The sequence below is a fragment of the Halomonas sp. LBP4 genome (genome assembly GCF_003202205.1).
Lineage (GTDB): Bacteria > Pseudomonadota > Gammaproteobacteria > Pseudomonadales > Halomonadaceae > Halomonas > Halomonas flagellata.
In genome coordinates this window covers 490,286-509,715 of record NZ_PDOG01000003.1, presented here as the reverse complement: position 1 = coordinate 509,715, position 19,430 = coordinate 490,286, and the positions used below count along the sequence as shown (strand labels likewise).

Annotated in this window: 12 protein-coding genes; 4 read left to right on the top strand and 8 right to left on the bottom strand. The window is 68.3% G+C overall.

The genetic code is table 11. The features are described from left to right. The first annotated feature begins 29 nt into the window (after positions 1–29). Positions 30–923, top strand: coding sequence for a LysR family transcriptional regulator ArgP (locus CR157_RS12700; protein ID WP_110283880.1), 894 nt, complete (start codon positions 30–32; stop codon positions 921–923). Between the two features lie 118 nt (positions 924–1,041). Here CR157_RS12700 and CR157_RS12695 read toward each other — a convergent pair whose 3' ends face one another. Beyond that, positions 1,042–1,362, bottom strand: a complete 321-nt coding sequence (locus CR157_RS12695) for an MTH1187 family thiamine-binding protein (RefSeq protein WP_110283879.1) — start codon at positions 1,360–1,362, stop codon at positions 1,042–1,044. A 173-nt stretch (positions 1,363–1,535) separates the two neighbouring features. Between CR157_RS12695 and cfa the strand changes: the two genes are divergently transcribed. Together cfa and CR157_RS12680 are read left to right on the top strand one after the other, a co-directional pair. Next, on the top strand, positions 1,536–2,690 hold the full coding sequence (gene cfa / locus CR157_RS12690; RefSeq protein WP_110283878.1) for a cyclopropane fatty acyl phospholipid synthase: 1,155 nt from the start codon (positions 1,536–1,538) through the stop codon (positions 2,688–2,690). A 433-nt stretch (positions 2,691–3,123) separates the two neighbouring features. Beyond that, on the top strand, positions 3,124–3,987 hold the full coding sequence (locus CR157_RS12680) for a GGDEF domain-containing protein (RefSeq protein WP_258364154.1): 864 nt from the start codon (positions 3,124–3,126) through the stop codon (positions 3,985–3,987). 7 nt (positions 3,988–3,994) lie between these two features. On the opposite strand, the gene CR157_RS12675 is transcribed toward CR157_RS12680, so the two are convergent. The 5 genes from CR157_RS12675 to CR157_RS12655 form a co-directional block, all read right to left on the bottom strand. Beyond that, on the bottom strand, positions 3,995–4,660 hold the full coding sequence (locus tag CR157_RS12675; protein ID WP_110283876.1) for a dienelactone hydrolase family protein: 666 nt from the start codon (positions 4,658–4,660) through the stop codon (positions 3,995–3,997). 118 nt (positions 4,661–4,778) lie between these two features. Next, entirely contained in the window at positions 4,779–5,654 is an 876-nt protein-coding gene (locus CR157_RS12670; protein WP_110283875.1) for a DUF7281 domain-containing protein, read from the bottom strand. Beyond that, positions 5,651–6,898 (bottom strand): hypothetical protein, encoded by a 1,248-nt coding sequence (locus tag CR157_RS12665; protein ID WP_110283874.1) that lies wholly within the window; start codon positions 6,896–6,898, stop codon positions 5,651–5,653. The genes CR157_RS12670 and CR157_RS12665 overlap by 4 nt, the downstream gene beginning before the upstream one ends. After that, positions 6,895–7,521: a condensin complex protein MksE gene (locus CR157_RS12660; protein ID WP_110284034.1), complete on the bottom strand. Its 627-nt coding sequence runs from the start codon at positions 7,519–7,521 to the stop codon at positions 6,895–6,897. Before CR157_RS12660 ends, CR157_RS12665 begins: the two co-directional genes overlap by 4 nt. Before the next feature lie 26 nt (positions 7,522–7,547). Further along, positions 7,548–11,231, bottom strand: a complete 3,684-nt coding sequence (locus CR157_RS12655; protein WP_110283873.1) for an ATP-binding protein — start codon at positions 11,229–11,231, stop codon at positions 7,548–7,550. Positions 11,232–11,376: 145 nt separating this feature from the next. Between CR157_RS12655 and CR157_RS12650 the strand changes: the two genes are divergently transcribed. After that, a complete protein-coding gene (locus tag CR157_RS12650; RefSeq protein WP_219999943.1) occupies positions 11,377–13,362 on the top strand; it encodes a RecQ family ATP-dependent DNA helicase in 1,986 nt (661 codons plus the stop codon). Here the strand turns inward: CR157_RS12650 and CR157_RS12645 are convergent. Continuing rightward, the gene (locus CR157_RS12645) at positions 13,332–14,807 is read right to left on the bottom strand and encodes a glutamate synthase subunit beta (RefSeq protein ID WP_110283872.1); all 1,476 of its coding nucleotides are present in this window, start codon (positions 14,805–14,807) and stop codon (positions 13,332–13,334) included. The two genes, CR157_RS12650 and CR157_RS12645, sit on opposite strands and share 31 nt — an antisense overlap. After that, on the bottom strand, positions 14,807–19,342 hold the full coding sequence (gene gltB, locus CR157_RS12640) for a glutamate synthase large subunit (RefSeq protein WP_110283871.1): 4,536 nt from the start codon (positions 19,340–19,342) through the stop codon (positions 14,807–14,809). The genes CR157_RS12645 and gltB overlap by 1 nt, the downstream gene beginning before the upstream one ends. Between the last annotated feature and the right edge of the window lie 88 nt (positions 19,343–19,430).

Genomic DNA, 19,430 nt, shown 5'->3' with positions numbered 1-19,430 from the left:
ATTCAATGACTATGGGATAAACATTATCGATGCTCGACTACAAGCTGCTCGCCGCCCTGGCCGCCGTGGTGGACCAGCAGGGGTTCGAACGCGGCGCCCGGCACCTGGGCCTGACGCAGTCCGCCGTGTCACAACGCATCAAGCTGCTGGAGGCACGGCTGGGCCAACCGGTGCTGGTGCGTGCGCCCCGCCTGGCCCCCACCGCGCTCGGGCGGCGCCTGCTCGAGCATGCCCGACAGGTCCAGTGGCTCGAGCACGACCTGCTCGAACAGGTCCCGGCCCTGGGCGAGAGCAAGCAGCGGCTGCGCCTCGCCATCAACGCCGACAGCCTGGCCACCTGGTGGGCGCCGGCCGTCAGTGAGTTCTGCGCCAGGCCGCCCATACTGATGGAATTGCTGGTGGAGGATCAGGACGTGGCCCTGAAACGGATGCGTGATGGCGAGGTGGCCGGCTGTATCTGCGCCACGCCCCAGCCAGTGCAGGGGGCCCGCGTGCATCCGCTGGGCAGCATGCGCTACCGGGCCCTGGCGAGCCCCGCCTACCTGGCCCGCCACTTCCCCCGTGGGCCGAGCCCCGAGGCGTTCAGGACCGCCCCCGTCATCGTCTATGGTCCCGACGACCGCCTGCAGCACTGCTACCTGGCCCTGCACGGCTTCCGGGAGGCCTTCCCCCACCACCTCTGCCCCTCTTCCGAAGGCTTCGTACGCTTGGCCCTGGCGGGCATGGGCTACGGACTGATTCCCGAACAGCAGGTCACCCGGGAGCTGGAGGAGGGACGACTCGTCGACCTGGATCCCGGCCGCCACGTCGAGGTTCCCCTCTACTGGCACCACTGGCGCCACGGCGGCCGGACCCTGGACGCCCTGACCTCTCACCTGCTGGCCACGGCCCGCCAGTGGCTGGCTCCCCTCGACGACAGATGACCGCGACTATCGCGACGATGGCAGCACGTTCGGAGAAAAAGGCGCCGAGACCGCCCCTATGGGGGTAGCCCCCGCAGGCTCCGCCAACGTCGGCGACCAACTCCCGACCGCCTGGGCGTCAGGAATCGTTCGCCGGGTCATCGCGCAGCAGGGTCTCCACGCTCTCGACCTTGTCGTCCATGTGCTGCTCGCGGTCGGTGCGGGTGCCGAGCTTGAGGGTGGTGGTGATGCGCGGCGCGCCCATCTCGTGCACCACCTCGTGACAGCGCTTGACCACCGCCATGACCTCGTCCCAGGGCCCCTCGATGTTGGTGCCATAGGCGTGCATGCGGTACTCGAGGCCCGAGGCCCGGATCACCCGCTGACAGGCGGCGATCTGTGGTGATACCGAGACACCCACCCCCAGTGGCACCACGCAGAGATCGATGATGACGTGCATCCTGGCGATTCCTCCTCGTCACGGAAACGATCCAGCGTTGGATCGTACGGATTTCCCGGCATTTTCAGGCTGGTCTATGCTCAAGGCTAATCGGACAGACCCGATGATGCACGACACGAGCATTGCCGCCAGCCCTGCGATGACCCTCGATCCTGCTGGACCAGGAGGACTCCATGACCAGTGATCCCCGCATCGGCCCCCTAGCCCTGCCCGACACCCGTGCCCGGCATGTCGTCGAGAAATTGCTCGACGGCTCCGGCGTGACCCTCAACGGCGAGGCACCCCACGACATCCGCATCTTCCATCCCGACTTCTTTTCCCGCGTGCTGCACCAGGGCACGCTGGGCCTGGGAGAGGCGTACATGGACGGCTGGTGGGAGTGCGACAGGATCGACGAGATGGTCTGCCGGCTGCTGCGTCATGGCCTCGGCGAGCGCGCCCATACGCTCTCCGAGCGGCTGATGTACCGGCTGCAGGCCGGCTTCTTCAACCTGCAGAGCAAGGCCCGCGCCTATATCGTCGCCGAGGCCCACTACGACATGGGCAACGACCTGTTCGAGCGCATGCTGGACCCCACCATGTGCTACTCCTGCGGCTACTGGAAGGACGCGGCCAACCTGCACCAGGCGCAACTCGCCAAGCTGGAACTGGCCTGCCGCAAGCTCGAACTCGCCCCGGGCATGCGGGTGCTCGATATCGGCTGCGGCTGGGGCAGCTTCGCCGAGCACGCCGCACGCCACCACGGGGTCGAGGTCACCGGCATCACCATCTCCCGGGAGCAGGCGCAACTGGCACGCGAGCGCTGCGCCGGGCTGCCGGTGGAGATCCGGCTGCAGGACTACCGCGAGTTGGAGGGCCACTACGACCGCATCGTCTCCATCGGCATGTTCGAGCACGTCGGCCACCGCAACTACGCCACCTACTTCCGCACCGTGGCACGGTTGCTGGCCGAGGACGGCCTCTTCCTGCTCCACACCATCGGCTCCAACCGCTCCAAGGTGAGCGCCGATCCCTGGTTCAACAAGTACATCTTCCCCAACGGGGTGCTCCCCTCGGCCATGCATATCGCCAAGGCCAGTGAACCGGTGCACCTGATGATGGAGGACTGGCAGAACTTTGGCCCCGACTACGACCACACCCTGATGGCGTGGCTGGCGAATTTCGACACCCACTGGCACGAGATCGCCCAGCACTACAACGAGCGCACCCGGCGCATGTTCCGCTACTATCTCTCGGTCTGCGCCGGCGCCTTTCGGGCGCGCCATATGCAGCTCTGGCAAGTGGTCTTCTCCCGCGGCCGCCCGGGACGCTACGACGCGCCGCGCTGAGTCCGGGGAACATGCGCCATCGGCGCATGTTCCGGCTTACCCTAGGGCCTCTCGGTCTGTGCCGGCGCCTTCCGCTCGCGCGACCTGCAGCTGTGGCAGGTGGTCTACTCCCGGGGGCGTCCCGGGCGGTACGACGCGCCGCGCTAGCGACCCGCAGCCGTGCCCCCTGGCCTACTGCCGAAGCCGCCCGAGGGGTATGATGCCCAGCGGTGAGAGACATCGATCCCGGGCATGCCCCTCCCAGCTTGTAGGCGATCTCCTACAACCGAGGCAGGATGCGACGCTCCGGCGACTCGGCGTATCATAGAACGCTTGATTAGAGGCGCTCAGCGCCCGCGAGAAGAACACCACCTGTACGCAGCAGGAACACAAGGACACCCGCATGCCCTTCGAAGACGTCATGCCGGGTGGGGGAAAGAGGCACAGTGGAGCCATGGCCGAGCTGACCGAGCAGTTGCCCGGGGTCATCTTCCAGTTACAGCGTGCGCCGGACGGCAGCATGCACTTCCCCTACCTGGCCGGCAGCGGTACCCGCCTGACCGGCATCGACCGTCGGCTGCTGGCCGAGGACGCCAGGCCGGCGCTGGCACGACTCGACGATGCCGACTATCCGAGGCTGATGGCCGCCATCGAGCGCTCGGCACGCTGGATGACCCCCATCACCACCAAGTTCCGCCTGCGGCTGATGGGTGGCCGGCACAGCTGGATCGCCGTGCGGGCCCAGCCACGACGGGTCGACGATGGCGTGCTCTGGCACGGCATGATGCTCGACATCTCCGAGCAGGTCGCCGAGGAGGCGCGCCTGCGCCGCCTCTCCGACACCGACGACCTTACCGGACTGGCCAACCGCCGCAAGCTGATCGATCGGCTCGACGAGGAGATCTCCCTGAGCAACCGTCACGCCACGCCCCTGTCGCTGATGATGCTCGACCTGGATCACTTCAAGTCGATCAACGACACCTGGGGCCACCTCCAGGGCGATCAGGTACTGCGCGACCTGGCCGGGCTGTGTCGCAGGTCGCTGCGCGAGGAGGACCTGGTGGCCCGCCTGGGCGGCGAGGAGTTCGCCCTGCTGCTGCCGCTGACCCCCATCGGCCCCTGCCAGACCCTGGCCCGGCGTCTCTGCGAGCGCATCGCGGCGCACGACTTCGGCCCCGGCCCGGGGCGCGTCACCGTCAGCATCGGGCTTGCCGAGCACCGCATCGGCGAGGCGCGCGACACCCTGATCGCCCGCGCCGACCAGGGCCTCTATGCCGCCAAGCACGGGGGCAGGAACCGGGTCATGACCAGCGACTGAAGCGCCGTCATCCCGGTCGGCCCGCCCCGAGATGATCCAGGAACCAGCGGGCGGCCCGCGCCTCGACCATCTCCAGGGTTCCGGGCTCCTCGAAGAGGTGGGTGGCCCCGGGCACGATCAGCAACTCGCAGGGCGCCGTCATGCGCGCCATGGCGGCTTCGTTCAGCGCGATCACCTGGGTGTCTCGCCCGCCGACCAGCAGCAGGGTCGGTGCCCGTACCCGCGGCAGGTGGTCGCCGGCGAGGTCGGGACGCCCTCCGCGGGAGACCACCGCGCTCACCCGCGCGGGCCGCTCGGCGGCGGCGATCAGCGCCGCGGCGGCCCCGGTACTGGCACCGAAGAGGCCGATCGCCAGCCCCCGGGCCTGTGACGCCTCGGCCACCCAGTCCACCGCCCCGCTCATGCGGGAGCCGATCAGCTCGATATCGAAGCGCAAGGCGCGGGTGCGCTCGTCGATCAGGCTCTCTTCCGGCGTCAGCAGGTCGAACAGCAGGGTGGCGAGCCCCTGCTCGGCCAGGTGACGCGCCACCTGGCGATTGCGCACGCTGAAGCGGCTGCTGCCGCTGCCGTGGGCGAAGACCACGATGCCCGCCGGGGCCTCGGGAAGCAGGAGATCCCCTTCCAGCGATACTCCCGCCGTCTCGATCTCCAGTGGCTGCTGGGAATACGACATGACCGGCCCTCCCGGAATACCGCCGGAACAGGTGGCGGTACTACCTGAAGTGTAGCGGCCGTCATGCACCATCACATCCGCATCAGGAAAGCACTGCACAAATGCCAGCGCAGGCGTCTCAATCAAGCGGCACCAGGATCAAGTCATTGCCGAACCACTGTTGTCTCAGGCCGCACTGGCGGTCGAGGATGATCGTCAGATAGCCCCGTAACGGGTGGCCGCCAGGCAGCGTGGCGCGGTAATCGCGCAGCGCGGCCTGTGCCGTCATCTGCGCCGCCGGCAGGTGATCGGCGGTGGCGTGGCGTTTCAGCCACTCCAGGGGCGGCAGCAGCAGATGCGTAGCTCGGCTGGCCATGGCCACCCCGATGCCCGCTGCATCGAAGTCGCCGAAGTAGAGATGCAACTTCCCCCTTGCCGACCACGCCTCGCCCAGGGCGGCGAAACCGCCGCCGTAGTGGCGGTCGCCCCGGTAGGCCACCAGCGGTTGCCGACAGTGCGCAGTGGCCACGATGTCGGGCGTGAAGGCGTAGAAGCTGTCGAGGTTTTCCACCTGGATCAGCGCATCGAAAGCGCCCAGATCGAGCGAGCGCCAGTCGAGATCGCGATACTCGCGAGGCTCGGCGGCCAGCCATGCTGGCCGAGCGAGTACCGGCAGGCTCACCAGCGTCCGCCTGGCGCGGGGGCTTTCACGCACGCTCTTCGCTTCGAGACTCCCCTGGTCGGCCTGCTCCGCCGTGGTGCGTCCACTCAGGGCAGCATCCAGCGGCGGCTGCCCCAGGCTGTCCAGCACTTGCCCCATGTCTGCGAGCAGCCGGCGATCGAAGCGCAGCCGCTTGCCCAGGCGATGCACGGTAAGGTCGATGTCGTATTCAGCACACCAGGCTTCGATCTCCGCCACGACCTTGCCACCACGGGGCCTCTCCACGATGGACTCTCGGCGCAGCGTCTCCCGGACCCCACGCAACAGCCGGTAGGCGCCGGGCGAGAGGCTCATGCCGGCAGCGCCAGCTGCAGGTGGACGTCGTGGATCAGCCGCAGGTGGTTGTAGGGGCTGGCCTGGGTCTCCTGCTGGCGGAGGCGGAAGGCGCGCTGCTCGCCTCTGGGCAGCCCCTGGAATTCAGCAATCACCTGGAAGAGCCAGATCTCCTCGCCCCACTCCAGCGCCCCCTCCTGCAGGTATTCCAGGGCGCTGAGCGACTCGCCGCCATGGTCCACCACCGTCAGGTAGAAGCGCTCGACGTCTTCCTTGAGCGCCTGCTGGCGAGCGGCGACGAGAGTGTCTTCCTGGAGAGCGGCGGCGCCGGCGGCCGTCACCGGTTCCGGGCGATGGGTAGGCAGCGGCAACTGGTGCAGCAGCTCGCTGAGGACTCGGGTACCGGGGTGGTGGTCCAGCGCGGCGGCGCCGGCGGCGATCACTGGCGCGGCGCGGTTGACCAGTGCCGGTACCTCGCTTCGCCTCGCGTAGTTGCCGGGCACGAAACCGGGATGCTCGCGCAGGAAGGCGGCCATGCCCGCCACCAGGCGGCTGCGCGACTGCTGCTGACGAAAGCGCGCCATCAGCTCGATCAGCCGTCGCTGCACCTCGCGGAGGCTGGTGTAGTGCTGGCTGAGCTGGTGCTGAAGCCCGCTGACCAGCAGCTTGCGCAGCGCCCCGTCGCTGCCCACCAGTTCGATCAGCTCGTCGAAGTCGATCAGTGCCAGACCATTGAGCAGGCGTTCGATCTGCTTCTGGGCGCGCTCGTTCTCGCGGATCTTGTCGGTGAGCCGGCTGACGAAGCCGAAGTCGCTGTTGAAGCGTCGCCACAGGCTGTCGATGGCGTCGGCGAAGCGGCCGTTGAGATCGTCCACCTCCTGGCGCAGGCGCAGGAGCTGCTGCTCCTGGCGCCAGTACTCGCCGGCGTCGCGGGCTTCCCGGTAGCTCTGCACCAGGCTGCGCGTCAGTTCCAGGGTCTCGGCCACGTCGGCGTTGACGTGGCGGCGGGTCTCGTCGGCGAGCATCTCGGCGATCAGTTCGCGTACCTTGGGGGCGAGCTTCACCCCGCCCTGCTCGTCCGGCCGCCACAGGATACGCGCGGCCAGCAGCCGGTTGAGCGCCGTGGTGCTCAGCCCCTCCAGTGGCACCTCGTCGCGGGCATAGCCGGCCATCAGCGCCTCGGCGTGCTTGCCCAGCAGTGCCAGACGCTCGGCGCCGGTGGTGATCAGCCGGCTCTCCAGGGCGTGGGGGTCGCCGGCGCTCACAGCAGGCTCTCCTGGTCACCGGGGGCCGCCTCGTCGACAGGCAGGTGCTCCTCGTCGCGAATGAAGCGCGTAAGGTCAATGAGGTAGTCGATCTTGGCGGTGACCACGAAGTACTGACGGTCGGCATGGGGCTGGAGCAGGTAGCCGTGCTCCTTCAGGCGCTTGAAGACCTGCTTGATCTGGGCGTCGAGCTGGTCGCTCTGGGAGCCGAAGAAGGGGTCGGTGGCCAGGCGCTCGAGGCGTTCGCGCAGGCCCTGGTTATCCTCGCAGCGCGAGCTGAAGTCGGCGGGTTTGAGCACGTCGCCAGGGGCCGCCAGGCCATCGCGGCCCAGCGCCTCCTGCACCAGCTGCAGCCACTCCAGCAGCGGCAGCAGGCTGTTGACGGTGTCGCCAAGCTGCCGCGAGAGCTGTTCCCGCGCGTCGTCGTTCAACTGCCGCCAGGCCAGGAAATAGACGCTGCCCTCGTCGTTGGTAGCCAGGCGGCGGTTGAGGGGACGCAGGTAGGCATCGAGCTGCTCGCGGATCTCGTCGTCCTGCAGCCGGCGAAAGGCGGCCTCGTCGCTCACCGCGCAGATGAACTGGCCAGCCAGCAGGCGTTCAAGCAGGGGGCCCAGTTCCACCATGGAGTGTTCAACCATTGAACGCTCGATCATACGGACACCTCCTCGGCGGCGCGGGCCTGCAGGCGCTCGGCCAGGCGGCTCAGGCGCGGTTCGATGCGCTTGAGGCGACGCTTGCCGGGGGCGGCCTCGTCGCGGTCGATCAGGTAGCGGTTGTGGAACAGCAGCAGCACGTCCGACTCCGGATTGGGAAAGGCGCCGACGATATGGATGCGGTTGTTGTCGCAGGCATCGAACAGCTTCTCGACGTTGTGATAGGCCAGGGTGCCGATCTCGTCGATGGGCCAGTGGATGGCCACCTCGGCCTGGCCGCGCAGCAACCGCGTGAAGGCGAGCAGGAACTTGCACAGGATCAGGTAGGCCATGCCGTGGCTGGAGGACTCCAGCAGCTGACGGTCGTTCTTGATGACGAGATCCGTGCCGCCCTCGTTGAGGTGCAGCTCCAGGCGCAGCAGGCTCTCGAAGCTGTACTGCTGGTCGCTGCGCAAGAGCTCCACCACGTCGGCCAGGGCCTCGAGATAGTCGTCACCGGGCAGCGTCTGGCCGGAGTCGCGCCATTCGCGGTAGCGCTGGGCAAAGCGCTTGAGCGGCTCCCAGAAGCCCAGCTCGTCGATGGTCGACTGGATCCTGACCTCGGCGCGGCCGATGCCCTCCAGCCGGAGGTCGTCGGCCACCTCGTCGGAGAGCCGCCGGCTCTGGGCGTTGATGCGCCGGTTGAGGTCGCGGAACACGGTGAAGAACTTGTCGAGGTCATCCGAGAGGTTGCGCCCCTCCTGCAACAGTTGCTGCTGCTGCCCCTCGAGCAGCTGGAGCATCTCGGCCAGCACCCCCAGCAGACGCCGCGGGCTCGCGTCTTCCAGCTTGGCGCGCTCGGACTCGAGCGTCGCCTGGAAATCGGCGCTGGCGCCCTTGATCAGGTCACTCTCGATCTTCTCGCAGCCGCGACGCAGCTCGTCGAGCGCTCGGGCGTGGTCGGCCAGCGCCTGGCGGGTGCGCTCGATGCGCTCGGCGGCATCCCCCGGGGTCTCGCCGCGGGGCTCGCTGGCCGGCTCCAGGGGCAGGGCCTCGAGCCTGGCGAGCAGTGGGGCGAGGGTCTCGATGTGCTGCTGCTCGCCGTCGCGACGGCGCTTGAGCTCGCTCACGGTCGCCTGATGCTCGCGCCTGGCCGTCTGGAAGTCGCCCTTGAGGGTCTCGCGCTCGCGCTCGGCGGCCTGCCGTTCGTGACTCAGTTCGGCCTCCCTCGCGACCAGCTGCGGCTTGCGGCTGCCCCACTCCACACGCATGAAGCGCTGGTAGGCGTCCAGTTCGTCCTGGCGCTCGGCGGTCTGGCGAATGCGCTGTCCCAGTTCCTCGAGGCGTGAGCGGGTCGCCTTGAGGCTGACGGTGTCGACGCCCTGCTCGGCCAGCTCGCGGTCGAAGGCGGCCTGCAGCTCCTCGCGCTGGCGGCGGTTCTCCTCCTTGAGTTCGCCGAGCTGGCGGCGGTGCTGGGCGATCTGCTGGTCGAACCCGCTCAGGCGCCCCTGGTAGTCGGCGGTGAGCTCCAGACGCTGGGCGCGGTGGGTATCGGCGAGCGCCGCCAAGGCCTGGTGCTGCTCCTCGCGCAGCGCCTGCAGGCTGGCCTCCTGCTCTTCGAGGGCCTCGCGGCAGGCAGCCTCGCGGTCCTTGCGGGCGGCGGCGTGGCGCAGCTGGCACTGGCTGCGGGCCTGCAGGGCGTAGTCCACCTCCTCGGCGGCGCGGCGGCGTTCGCTGCGCGCGCGGTCGAGCCGTGCGTCGGCTTCCTGCACGCGCTCGTGGCGTGACCGGAGCCCCTTCTCGGCAGCGTTCTCGACGCCCTGGGCCTCGCTCAGGGCCTGTTCGGCGGCCGCGATCTCGGCGAGCAGACTGGCCTCGTCCTGGGCGTAATCAGGCAGCGCGATAGCGGCGAGATCCAGCACCAGCCCGAAGAGGTCGTCACTGGCGGCATCATTGAGTTGTGGCGCCAGGTCGCGGCGCTCCAGGAGACCCGGCGCGATCACCTTGCCCAGGGTCTGCTCCCAACCTGGCCGATGGTGACGCAGGAAGTGGCGCAGGCTGCCTTGGGAGGGGTCGCGCTGGATCTGCAGCGCCTCCAGGCGGGCCTCGGCCCGGGCGCGCTGCGCGCGGGCGCGCTCCAGCTCGCGATCGGCGAGCTCGCGCTCCTGCTTGCGCTCGTCGAGCTCCCCCTGCACGCTCTCCAACGCCGCCACGGCGGCGCTCTGCTCGCTCTGAGCCTGATCGACGCGGGCCTGGACCTGCTCGGCCTCGCGCGCCTCCTCCGGGGTCGCGGCGCTGTGGGCCAGCTGCGCCTTGAGTTCGGAGAACCGGGCGGTGCCCTGCTCCAGCCGGGCACGATAGTCGTCATCCAACGCCTGTCGGCGGGCCTGGTAGTCGGCGTCCAGGCGGCTTTCGGCCTTGCGCTGGGCCTCGCGGCACGCCTCCTTCTCCTCGCCCAGGGCGTCGATCAGCGCCTGGATCTCCTCACTGTGCTGCTCGAGCCGGTCACCGAGCTCCACCAGCCGCGCGTCGAGCCGGGCCCGGCTCTCCGTGACCGCCTGCTGCATCACCTCGAGGTGCTCGCGCAGCTGTTGCTGCTGCTCGCGCCACTGGGGCAGCGCCTCGAGGTCGCGGGCCAGGCCCGGCATGTCGGCCTCCTCGAAGGCCTCGAACTGGCGCTGCAGGTCGTCGAGCACGCGGCGGGTCTGGTCGAGTTCGCTGTCGAGCTGGCTCAAGCGATCGTTCAGCGCATCGCGGGCCTCCTGGTAGGCCTGCTCCCGGGCCTGGAAGTCACGCTGTCGGCTCTGGAGCTGCGCGTCGAGGTCGGCGCTCTCGCGCTCGGCGCGGTGGCGGTCGGCCTCGAGCTGGGGCATCAGCTGCCACAGCGAGGCCTCGATATCGGCGATCTCGCGATCGAGGCTCTGCAGGGCCGCAAGGGAGCGCTGCAGCGGTTCCAGGCGCATCGACTGGCGCATGCGGTCGATCCATTCCCGCGCCTTGGTATTGCGGATGCGGGTCACCGGCAGCTCGACGCCGTCCTCCTCGAAGATTGCCGCCAGCATGGTCTTGAGGGTGTCCATCTTGCCCTCCTTGGCGTGCACCGCCGAGACCAGCTTCTCCATGTGGCGGATCCGCTGCCCCGGGCGAACCAGGCTGAAGCGGGCGGCCACCTGGCGCAGACGCAGCCCTTCGCGGCGGCTGCCCTGGGCCGGGGTGGCGCCGTGATGGGTGAAATCGTTCTGGATCACCGAGCGGTATTCGGAGGTGGCACCGAGCTTTGGCGAGACGCTGATGCCCTGGCGGCGCAGGCCGTTGGCCCACTGGGCGTAGTCCAGGCCGGTGACCCTGCCCTCGCTCTCCACCAGGTAATCCTCGGGGCGGTAGGGGGCACCGACGAAGCGGTACTCCACGCCGCCCTCGCTCTTGCGGGTCAGCACCGCCTGGCAGACGTCACCCTCCTCGCGGCGGTACTCGTAGACCAGGTAGCTGTTGCGATGCGGCAGGTAGAAGGCGTCGAACTTGAGACGCGTCCTGGGCACCACCTTGTTGGGCAGCTCGCCGTAGAACACCGGCACCAGGCGCTGCAGCGTGGTCTTGCCCGAGGCATTGGTGCCGCAGATATTGGTGTGACCGTCGACACTCAGTTCCACCACGCCTTCGAGGTGCCCGTGGATCATCACGATACGTAACAGGTGAGCCATGCCGCGTCCTTGATGGGGTTAGCGATTTGCCATAAGTGACCATTCTACCTACCGCTGTCATGCACGACCAACCGGCGGTATTCCCACCCAGGCCTTATCTTGCGAGGATGAAGCCGAGCAGCGCCGTTTACAGGACAACATGGCCATGGACAGCACCATCGAACACACCCTGACCGAGGTCTTCGGCCTCCAGCAATTCCGCCCCGGCCAGCGGCCGGTGATCGAGGCGGTGGTGGCCGGACGCTCGGCGGCGGCGATCTTCCCCACCGGCTCCGGCAAGTCGCTGTGCTACCAGCTTCCGGCGCTGCACCTGCCTCACCTGACGCTGGTGATCTCGCCGCTGCTGGCGCTGATGCAGGACCAGCTCGCCTTCCTCGAGCGCCACGGCATCCGGGCCGCAAGCATCGACTCCGGCCAGAGTCGCGAGGAAGCGACGGCAGTGATGGAGGGCGTCGCCCGTGGCGATATCCGCATCCTGATGATCTCGGTGGAGCGGCTCAAGAACGAGCGCTTCCGCGCCTTCATCCGCCGGGTGCCGATTTCGCTGATGGTGGTCGACGAGGCGCACTGCATCTCCGAGTGGGGCCACAACTTCCGCCCCGACTACCTGAAGCTTCCCGACCACCAGCGCGAGTTCGGCATTCCCCAGGCACTGCTGCTCACCGCCACGGCCACCCCGCGGGTGATCGACGATATGCGCGAGCGCTTCGACATCACCGAGAGCGACGTGACCGCCACCGGCTTCTACCGCGCGAACCTCGACCTGACGGTGGCCCCGGTAACGGCCGACGCCCGCCCGCGCGCCCTGGTCGACTGGCTACGCCCCCGGCTGCAGGCCGGCCTGCCCGCCCCCACCATCGTCTATGTCACCCTGCAGCAGACCGCCGAGCGCCTGGCCGCCTACCTGAACAAGGCGGGCATCGCCGCCACCGCCTACCACGCCGGCCTCGACGGCGAGCGCCGCGAGGGCATCCAGCAGGCCTTCATGGCCGGCCAGGTGAACTGCATCGTTGCCACCATCGCCTTCGGCATGGGCATCGACAAGGCGGACATCCGCCACGTGGTGCACTTCGACCTGCCCAAGTCGATCGAGAACTACAGCCAGGAGATCGGCCGCGCCGGGCGCGACGGCCGGCCCTCGGAGTGCCTGATGCTGGCCGGCCGCGACACCCTGGGAGTGCTGGAGACCTTCGTCTACGGCGATACCCCCGAGTCCCACGGCATTCGGCGGGTGATCGACGAGCTCCAGGCCGCCGGGCCGCGCTGGGAACTGCTGCTCAACGGCCTCTCGCAGCATGCCAACATCCGGCCGCTGCCGCTCAAGACGCTGCTGGTGCAACTCGAGTTGCGCGGCATCATCCAGCCGCGCCACGCCTACTTCGCCGACTACCGCTTCAAGCTGCTGTGTGAGCCCGAGGCGCTGGTCGAGCGCTTCCAGGGCGAGCGGCGCGCCTTCGTGCAGGCGATCCTGGAGGCCTCAAGGCGCGCCCGCACCTGGCACGAGCTCGACTTCGCGACGCTGGAGGCGCTCGGCCGGGAGCGCGACCTGGATACCGGGAGGGCCCGCGTGATCACCGCCCTGGACTACTTCGTCGACAAGGGCTGGCTCGAGCTGCAGAGCCGCCAGCTCACCGAGGTCTACGAGGTGCTGCGCCCCGACCTCGACCCGGCGGCGCTCAGCGACGAGCTGCACCGCTACTTCCGCGAGAAGGAGCAGGCCGAGATCGCCCGGCTGCATGCCATGCTGGCGCTGTTCGAGAGCGACCGCTGCTTGAGCCGACGGCTCGCCGAGTGGTTCGGCGACGACCGCGCCCCCGAGCGCTGCGGCCACTGCTCGGCCTGCCGCGGGCACCCCGCCCGGCTGCCCGCCGCTGCCCCGCGGCCGCCGCTGGAGGACCAGGACATGAAAACCCTGCTGGGTGGGTTACTCGAACGCCTCGAGATGGCAGGCGATGGCCACCCCGCCACCCCCGACCTGCTGGCGCGCTTCCTCTGCGGCATCACCACGCCGCTGTTCACCCGCCTCAAGGCACGGCAGTTGCCCGGCTTCGCCGCCCTGGAGGGTTACCCCTACGCCGAGGTGCAGGGTTGGCTGGCAGGTCAGTCGTCGGTCGGCGGAGTCAGGGTCTGAAGGCTCGGCGGCAGCCGCGATCCCCCCATCAGGTAGGTGTCGATATGGCGTGCCGCGTCGCGCCCCTCGCCGATCGCCCACACCACCAGCGACGCCCCTCGGCGGGCATCGCCGCTGGCAAAGACACCATCGAGCGACGTCATCATGGCATCGTCGGTTGCCAATGCGCCGCTGTCGGCAAGCGTCAGCCCCTGGTCGACGAACGCCTGGGCCTGGGCACCCTGGAAGCCGATGGCGATCAGCACCAGGTCGGCGGCAATGCGGATATTCTCCTCGAGCACCGTCTTGTCCACGCGCCGTCCCTGGCTATCGAGGGTCCATTTGACGCGCTCGGTGACCAGGGCATCCACGGCACCGTCCTCGTCGTCATCGACGAACGCAGTGACATTGAGCGCGAACAGCGCCCGGCCGCCCTCCTCCAAGGCATAGGTCTGTTCATAGGTGCGCGGCTGCCACGGCCAGGGGTTGTCGGCGGGGCGCGTCATTGGCGGCTGCTCGCGCACACTGATCTGCGCCACCTCCGCGGCGCCCTGGCGATGGGCGGTGGCCACGCAGTCGGCGCCGGTGTCGCCCCCGCCCAGCACTACCACTCGCTTGTCCCGGGCATCGATCGCCAGGCTGTCGCGGCCCGCCTGGCGGCGATTCTCGGCGGTCAGGTAGGGCATGCCGAAATGGATTCCCCTCAGCTCGCGTCCCGGTACCGTCACCTCGCGATGCTGCTGGGCACCGATCGCCAGACACACCGCATCGAAACGTTCACGCAACTGTGCCAATGGCATGACAGGGCCGATTTCGACCCCTGTGCGGAACTCGATACCCTCCTCGCGCAGCTGGTCGAGGCGCCGCTCGACCTGGTGCTTGGCGAACTTGAAGTCGGGGATGCCCAGGGTCATCAACCCGCCGAGCGCCTCATCGCGTTCGAACACCGTGACCGCATGCCCGGCACGGTTGAGCTGCTGGGCACACGCCAGCCCCGCCGGGCCGCTGCCGACCACCGCTACCCGCTTGCCGGTTCGCCGCGCCGGCGGCTCGGGACGGATCCAGCCCCTTTCCCAGCCCTTGTCGACGATCGCCCGCTCGAGGCTCTTGATGGCCACGGCATCGGCGTTGTAGGCCAGCGTGCAGGCCGGCTCGCAGGGTGCCGGGCAGGTATAACCGGTGAACTCGGGGAAATTGTTGGTGGCATGCAACCGCGCCAGGGCCTCGCGCCAGCGGCCACGGTAGACCAGGTCGTTCCACTCGGGGATCAGGTTGCCGATCGGGCAGCCGCCCATGCAGGTCGGCACGCCGCAATCCATGCAACGCTCGCCCTGCTGGCGCAGGTGATCCTCCCGCCAGCTCGGCGCATAGATCTCGCGATAGTCGCCGATGCGCTCGCGCGGGTCGCGCTTGCCGATCGGCTCGCGCGGGTGTCTGAGAAAGCCCTCGGGATGGTTCTCGTCCATCAGGCCACCTCCCGGGCCGCGGTCGGCGGTGCGACGCGAATATCCCGCCCCTCGGCCAGCTCGCGGCTCACTACCTCGGCATAGGCCTCGGGCACGACCTTGACCAGCCGCGCCAGGGTAGCGGGCCAATCATCGAGCAGTGTCCGGGCGCGATGGCTGCCGGTGTAGGCATGGTGATTTTCCAGCAGGCGTTGCACCAGGGCAATGTCACGCGCGTCTTCCACGGTTTCCAGCCCCACCCGCTCGGCATTGACCCGCTCGGCCAGGTCGCCCTGCTCGTCGAGCAGATAGGCCTCGCCACCACTCATGCCGGCGGCGAAGTTCTTGCCGCACGGGCCGAGAATCAGTGCCACACCGCCGGTCATGTACTCGCAGCCGTGATCGCCGACGCCCTCGACCACGGCCAGTGCCCCCGAATTGCGTACGCAGAAGCGCTCACCGGCCAGACCGTTGATGTAGGCCTCGCCACCAGTGGCACCGAACAGCGCGACATTGCCGATGAGGACATTATCGGTCGCGGCATAACCGGCCTCCGGCGGGGTGCGCACGCTGATTCGGCCGCCCGACAGGCCCTTGCCGAGATAGTCGTTGGCGTCGCCGGTCAGGTGCAGGCTGATGCCCCGGGCGACGAAGGCACCGAAGCTCTGGCCGGCCGTTCCTTGCAGGTAGAGGCGCAGGGTATCGTCGGCCGGCATGGTCGGCGCATAGCGCTTGACCAGTGTCGACGACAGCAAGGTGCCGACGCTGCGATCGCGATTGCATACCCTGGTGTCGATACGCACCGGCTTGCCATGCTCGAGCGCCGGCCGGGCCTGGGCGATCAGGCGTTGATCGAGCTTGTCGTCGAGCTCGTGGTTCTGCTCGCGTGTCTTGTAGGGGGTGTCGGTCGATTCCACTCGGGCCAGCAATTCGCCGGGGTCCAGCGTGATGCCCCGGGGGTGCATCACCTTCCGCGGACGGAGCCGGTCGACGCGCCCCACCATCTCGCGGACCGACGCGAAGCCCAGTGTGGCCATGATCTCGCGCAGCTCCTCGGCGACGAAGCGCAGATAATTGATGATGTGCTCGGCCTCGCCATCGAAGCGCTCGCGCAGTCGTGGATCCTGGGTCGCCACGCCGACCGAACAGGTATTGCAGTGGCACTTGCGCAGCAGCAGGCAACCGACGACGACCATCGGCGCGGTGCCGAAGCCGAACTCCTCGGCCCCCAGCAGCGCGGCCATCGCCACGTCGCGCCCGGTCTTCATGCCACCGTCGGTACGCACGGTGATGCGCGAGCGCAGGTTGTTGGCCATCAGCACCCGGTGGGTCTCGGCCAGCCCCAGCTCCCACGGTGTCCCGGTATGCTTGATCGAGGTCTTCTTGGCCGCCCCGGTGCCGCCGGCGTCGCCGGAGATCAGCACCGCATCGGCCCGCGCCTTGGCGACGCCGGCGGCGATGGTGCCGACATTGGCCTTGGAGACCAGCTTGACGTGGATCTCGGCCTCGGGATTGGCGCACTTGAGATCGTGGATCAACTGGGCCAGGTCCTCGATCGAATAGATATCGTGGTGCGGCGGCGGCGAGATCAGCCCGACCCCGGGCACCGTGAAGCGCACCTCGGCGATCGCCGCATCGACCTTGCCGCCGGGCAACTCACCGCCCTCGCCCGGCTTGGCGCCCTGGGCCATCTTGATCTCGATCTGGCGGGCACTCGCCAGGTAGTGCGCGGTGACCCCGAAGCGCCCCGAGGCACACTGCTTCATCGAGTTCTCGGCCTCGGTACCGAAGCGCTCGACCTGCTCTCCGCCTTCGCCGCTGCCGGCCTTGCCGCCGATGCGATTCATGGCGATCGCCATGACTTCGTGGGCCTCGCGCGACAGGGCGCCGAACGACATCGAGCCGGTACCGAAGCGCTTGAGAACCGCCTCGACCGGTTCGACCCGTTCGAGCGGAATCGAGCGTCGCGGATCGATATCGAAGTCGAGCAGGCCGCGCAACGTCTGCAGACGCCGGCTCTGCTCATTGATGAGTTCGACGAAACGCCGATAACTCTCGGCGTCGTTGTGCCGTGCCGCCTGTTGCAGATGCCCGATGGTCTGCGGATTCCACTGATGCCATTCGCCGTCGCGCCGCCAGTAGAAGTCGCCTCCCTGCAACAGTTGCAGGTTGCCGGCGATACGGTCGCTGTAGGCGACGGCATGGGCCTGCTCGGTCTCGTCCTCGATGGTGTCCAGCCCGACGCCCGGGATGTGCGCCGGGGTGCCGGCAAAACACTCATCGACCAGCGCCTGATCCAGGCCGATACACTCGAAGATCTGCGCGCCCTTGTAGCTCTCCAGGATGGAAATGCCCATCTTGGCCATGACCTTGAGCAGGCCGTCCTCGATGGCGAGACGATAGGCATGGCGCGCCGCGGCGCTGCTTCCGACGTCGGTGAGTGCGCCCTCGGCGTGCAAATGCTCGAGGCTGCGGTAGGCCAGCCAAGGATAGATGGCATCGGCGCCATAACTCACCAGAGTGCAGTAGTGGTGCACCGCATAGGGCTCGCCACTGCGCAACACCAACGACACTCGGCTGCGTTTTCCGGCCCGGATCAGGCCATGGTGGACGGCACCGACCACCAACAACGCGGGCACGGCCACTCGCTGCGGCCCCACCCGATGGTCATCGAGGACCAAGAGGGTGGCACCGGCATCGACGGCGGCTTCGGCGTCGCGACGGAGGCGTTCGATGACCGAGGCCATCCCCCGGCCCGGGGGATAGGTGGTATCGATCGTCCGTGCGCGCAGCCCGTCGCCATCGAGCCCGGCCACGGTCGCGAATTCCCGGTCATCGAGGATCGGACTCTCGATCAGCAACTGGCGACAGTGCTCGGGTGTCTCGCCCAACAGATTGCGCTGATAGCCGAGGTAGCCGCTCAGCGAGGTGACCAGCGCCTCGCGCAGGTAGTCCAACGGCGGGTTGGTGACCTGAGCGAAGAGCTGATGGAAATAGGCGAACAGCGGCTTGCGCTGCGCCGACAGGGCCGCGAGCGGGGTGTCGTTGCCCATTGCCCCCAGCGGGTCCTTGCCGGACTCGGCCATCGGCACCAGCAGCACGCGCAGGCCCTCGAGCGTGTAGCCGAAGGCGCATTGATGGGCGGCGAGTGTGGCCGGATCGAATGCATCGATGGCAGGCTCGGCAGTTTCATCGACCAGATCGGCGAGCTTGACCCGGTGCTGGGCGAGCCAGTCGGCATAGGGAGCGGCACCGGTCAGGCGCTGGAAGACCTCCGCCTCGGGCACGATGCGCCCCTCGCGAGTATCGGCGCAAAAGAGCTGGCCCGGGCGCAGCCGTCCCTGCATCACGATCTCGCCGAAGTCGGTGTCCAGGGTGCCGCTCTCGCTGGACATGATCAGCTTGTCGTCGCGGGTCAGGCAGTACCGACAGGGACGCAGGCCGTTACGATCGATGACCGCCCCGACCGCGTCGCCGTCCGTGGCCACGACCAGCGCGGGCCCATCCCACGGCTCCATGAGGGAAGCATGGTAGTCATAGAAGGCGCGGCGCTCCGGCGCCATCGCCGTGTCCTTTTCCCAGGCCTCGGGAATCAGCATGCGCAACGCATGGGGCAGCGAGCGGCCACCGACCAGCAGCAGCTCCAGGACGTGGTCGAAGTCGGCAGAATCGCTCTGGCCCTCTTCGGCCAGGACCGGACGGATCCGCTCGATATCGGCACCGAAACGCTCGCTTGCCAGCAGGGGTTCCCGGGCCCGCATCCAATTGACGTTGCCGAGGAGCGTATTGAACTCGCCGTTGTGGACCAGGGTGCGATAGGGATGCGCCAACTCCCAGGCCCCCAGGGTGTTGGTAGAGAAACGCGAGTGCACCAGCACCAGCGCACTCTCCACCCGTGAATCGCTCAGGTCCGGGTAGTAGCTGGCCAGTTGGGCGCAGGTCAGCAGGCCCTTGTAGACGAGGCGCCGTCGATCCAGGCTACAGATGTAGAACAGGTTGGCTCCTTCGCCGCCCAGTTCCTGCTCGCGCACTCGATTCTGGATTTCGCAGCGCAGCACGTAGAGGCCGACATCGAAGGCCTCAGGCGACATGGCCTGCCTGGGGACCACGAAGCACTGTTCGACCACGGGTTCGGAATCCAGCGCGGTTCGCCCCAGGCCGCGGTTATCGGTGGGCACGCGACGCCAGGCGAGCAGCCGATAGCCCAGCGTATCGATGACCGACGTCATCAGCCGCTTGATGGCGGAGCGTTGCGCCTTGTCCCGGGGCAGGAAGAGCTGGCCGACGCCATAGCAGCCGGCACTGGGTAGGCCGGGGATGGCGGCAGCGTAAAAGCGGTGCGGCACCTGCAACAGCATGCCGGCACCGTCACCGGTGTTTTCCTCGGCGCCACGCGCCCCACGGTGATCGAGGTTGCACAGCATGCGCAGGCCGTCCTCGATCAGGCCATGTGTCGCCTCGCCATGCACGTTGACCACCGCACCAACGCCGCAGTTGGCATAGCCGTCCCGAGGACCAAGGCGGACCTTGCTGGAGTTGGCTGCCGGGTATTGCATGGTGTCGCTACCCCCGCCGGGTGGCTTTGCACCTTCACATACTATGCATGTGGGGCTGGCACTGTCACAAACTCAGACGATAGCAGAA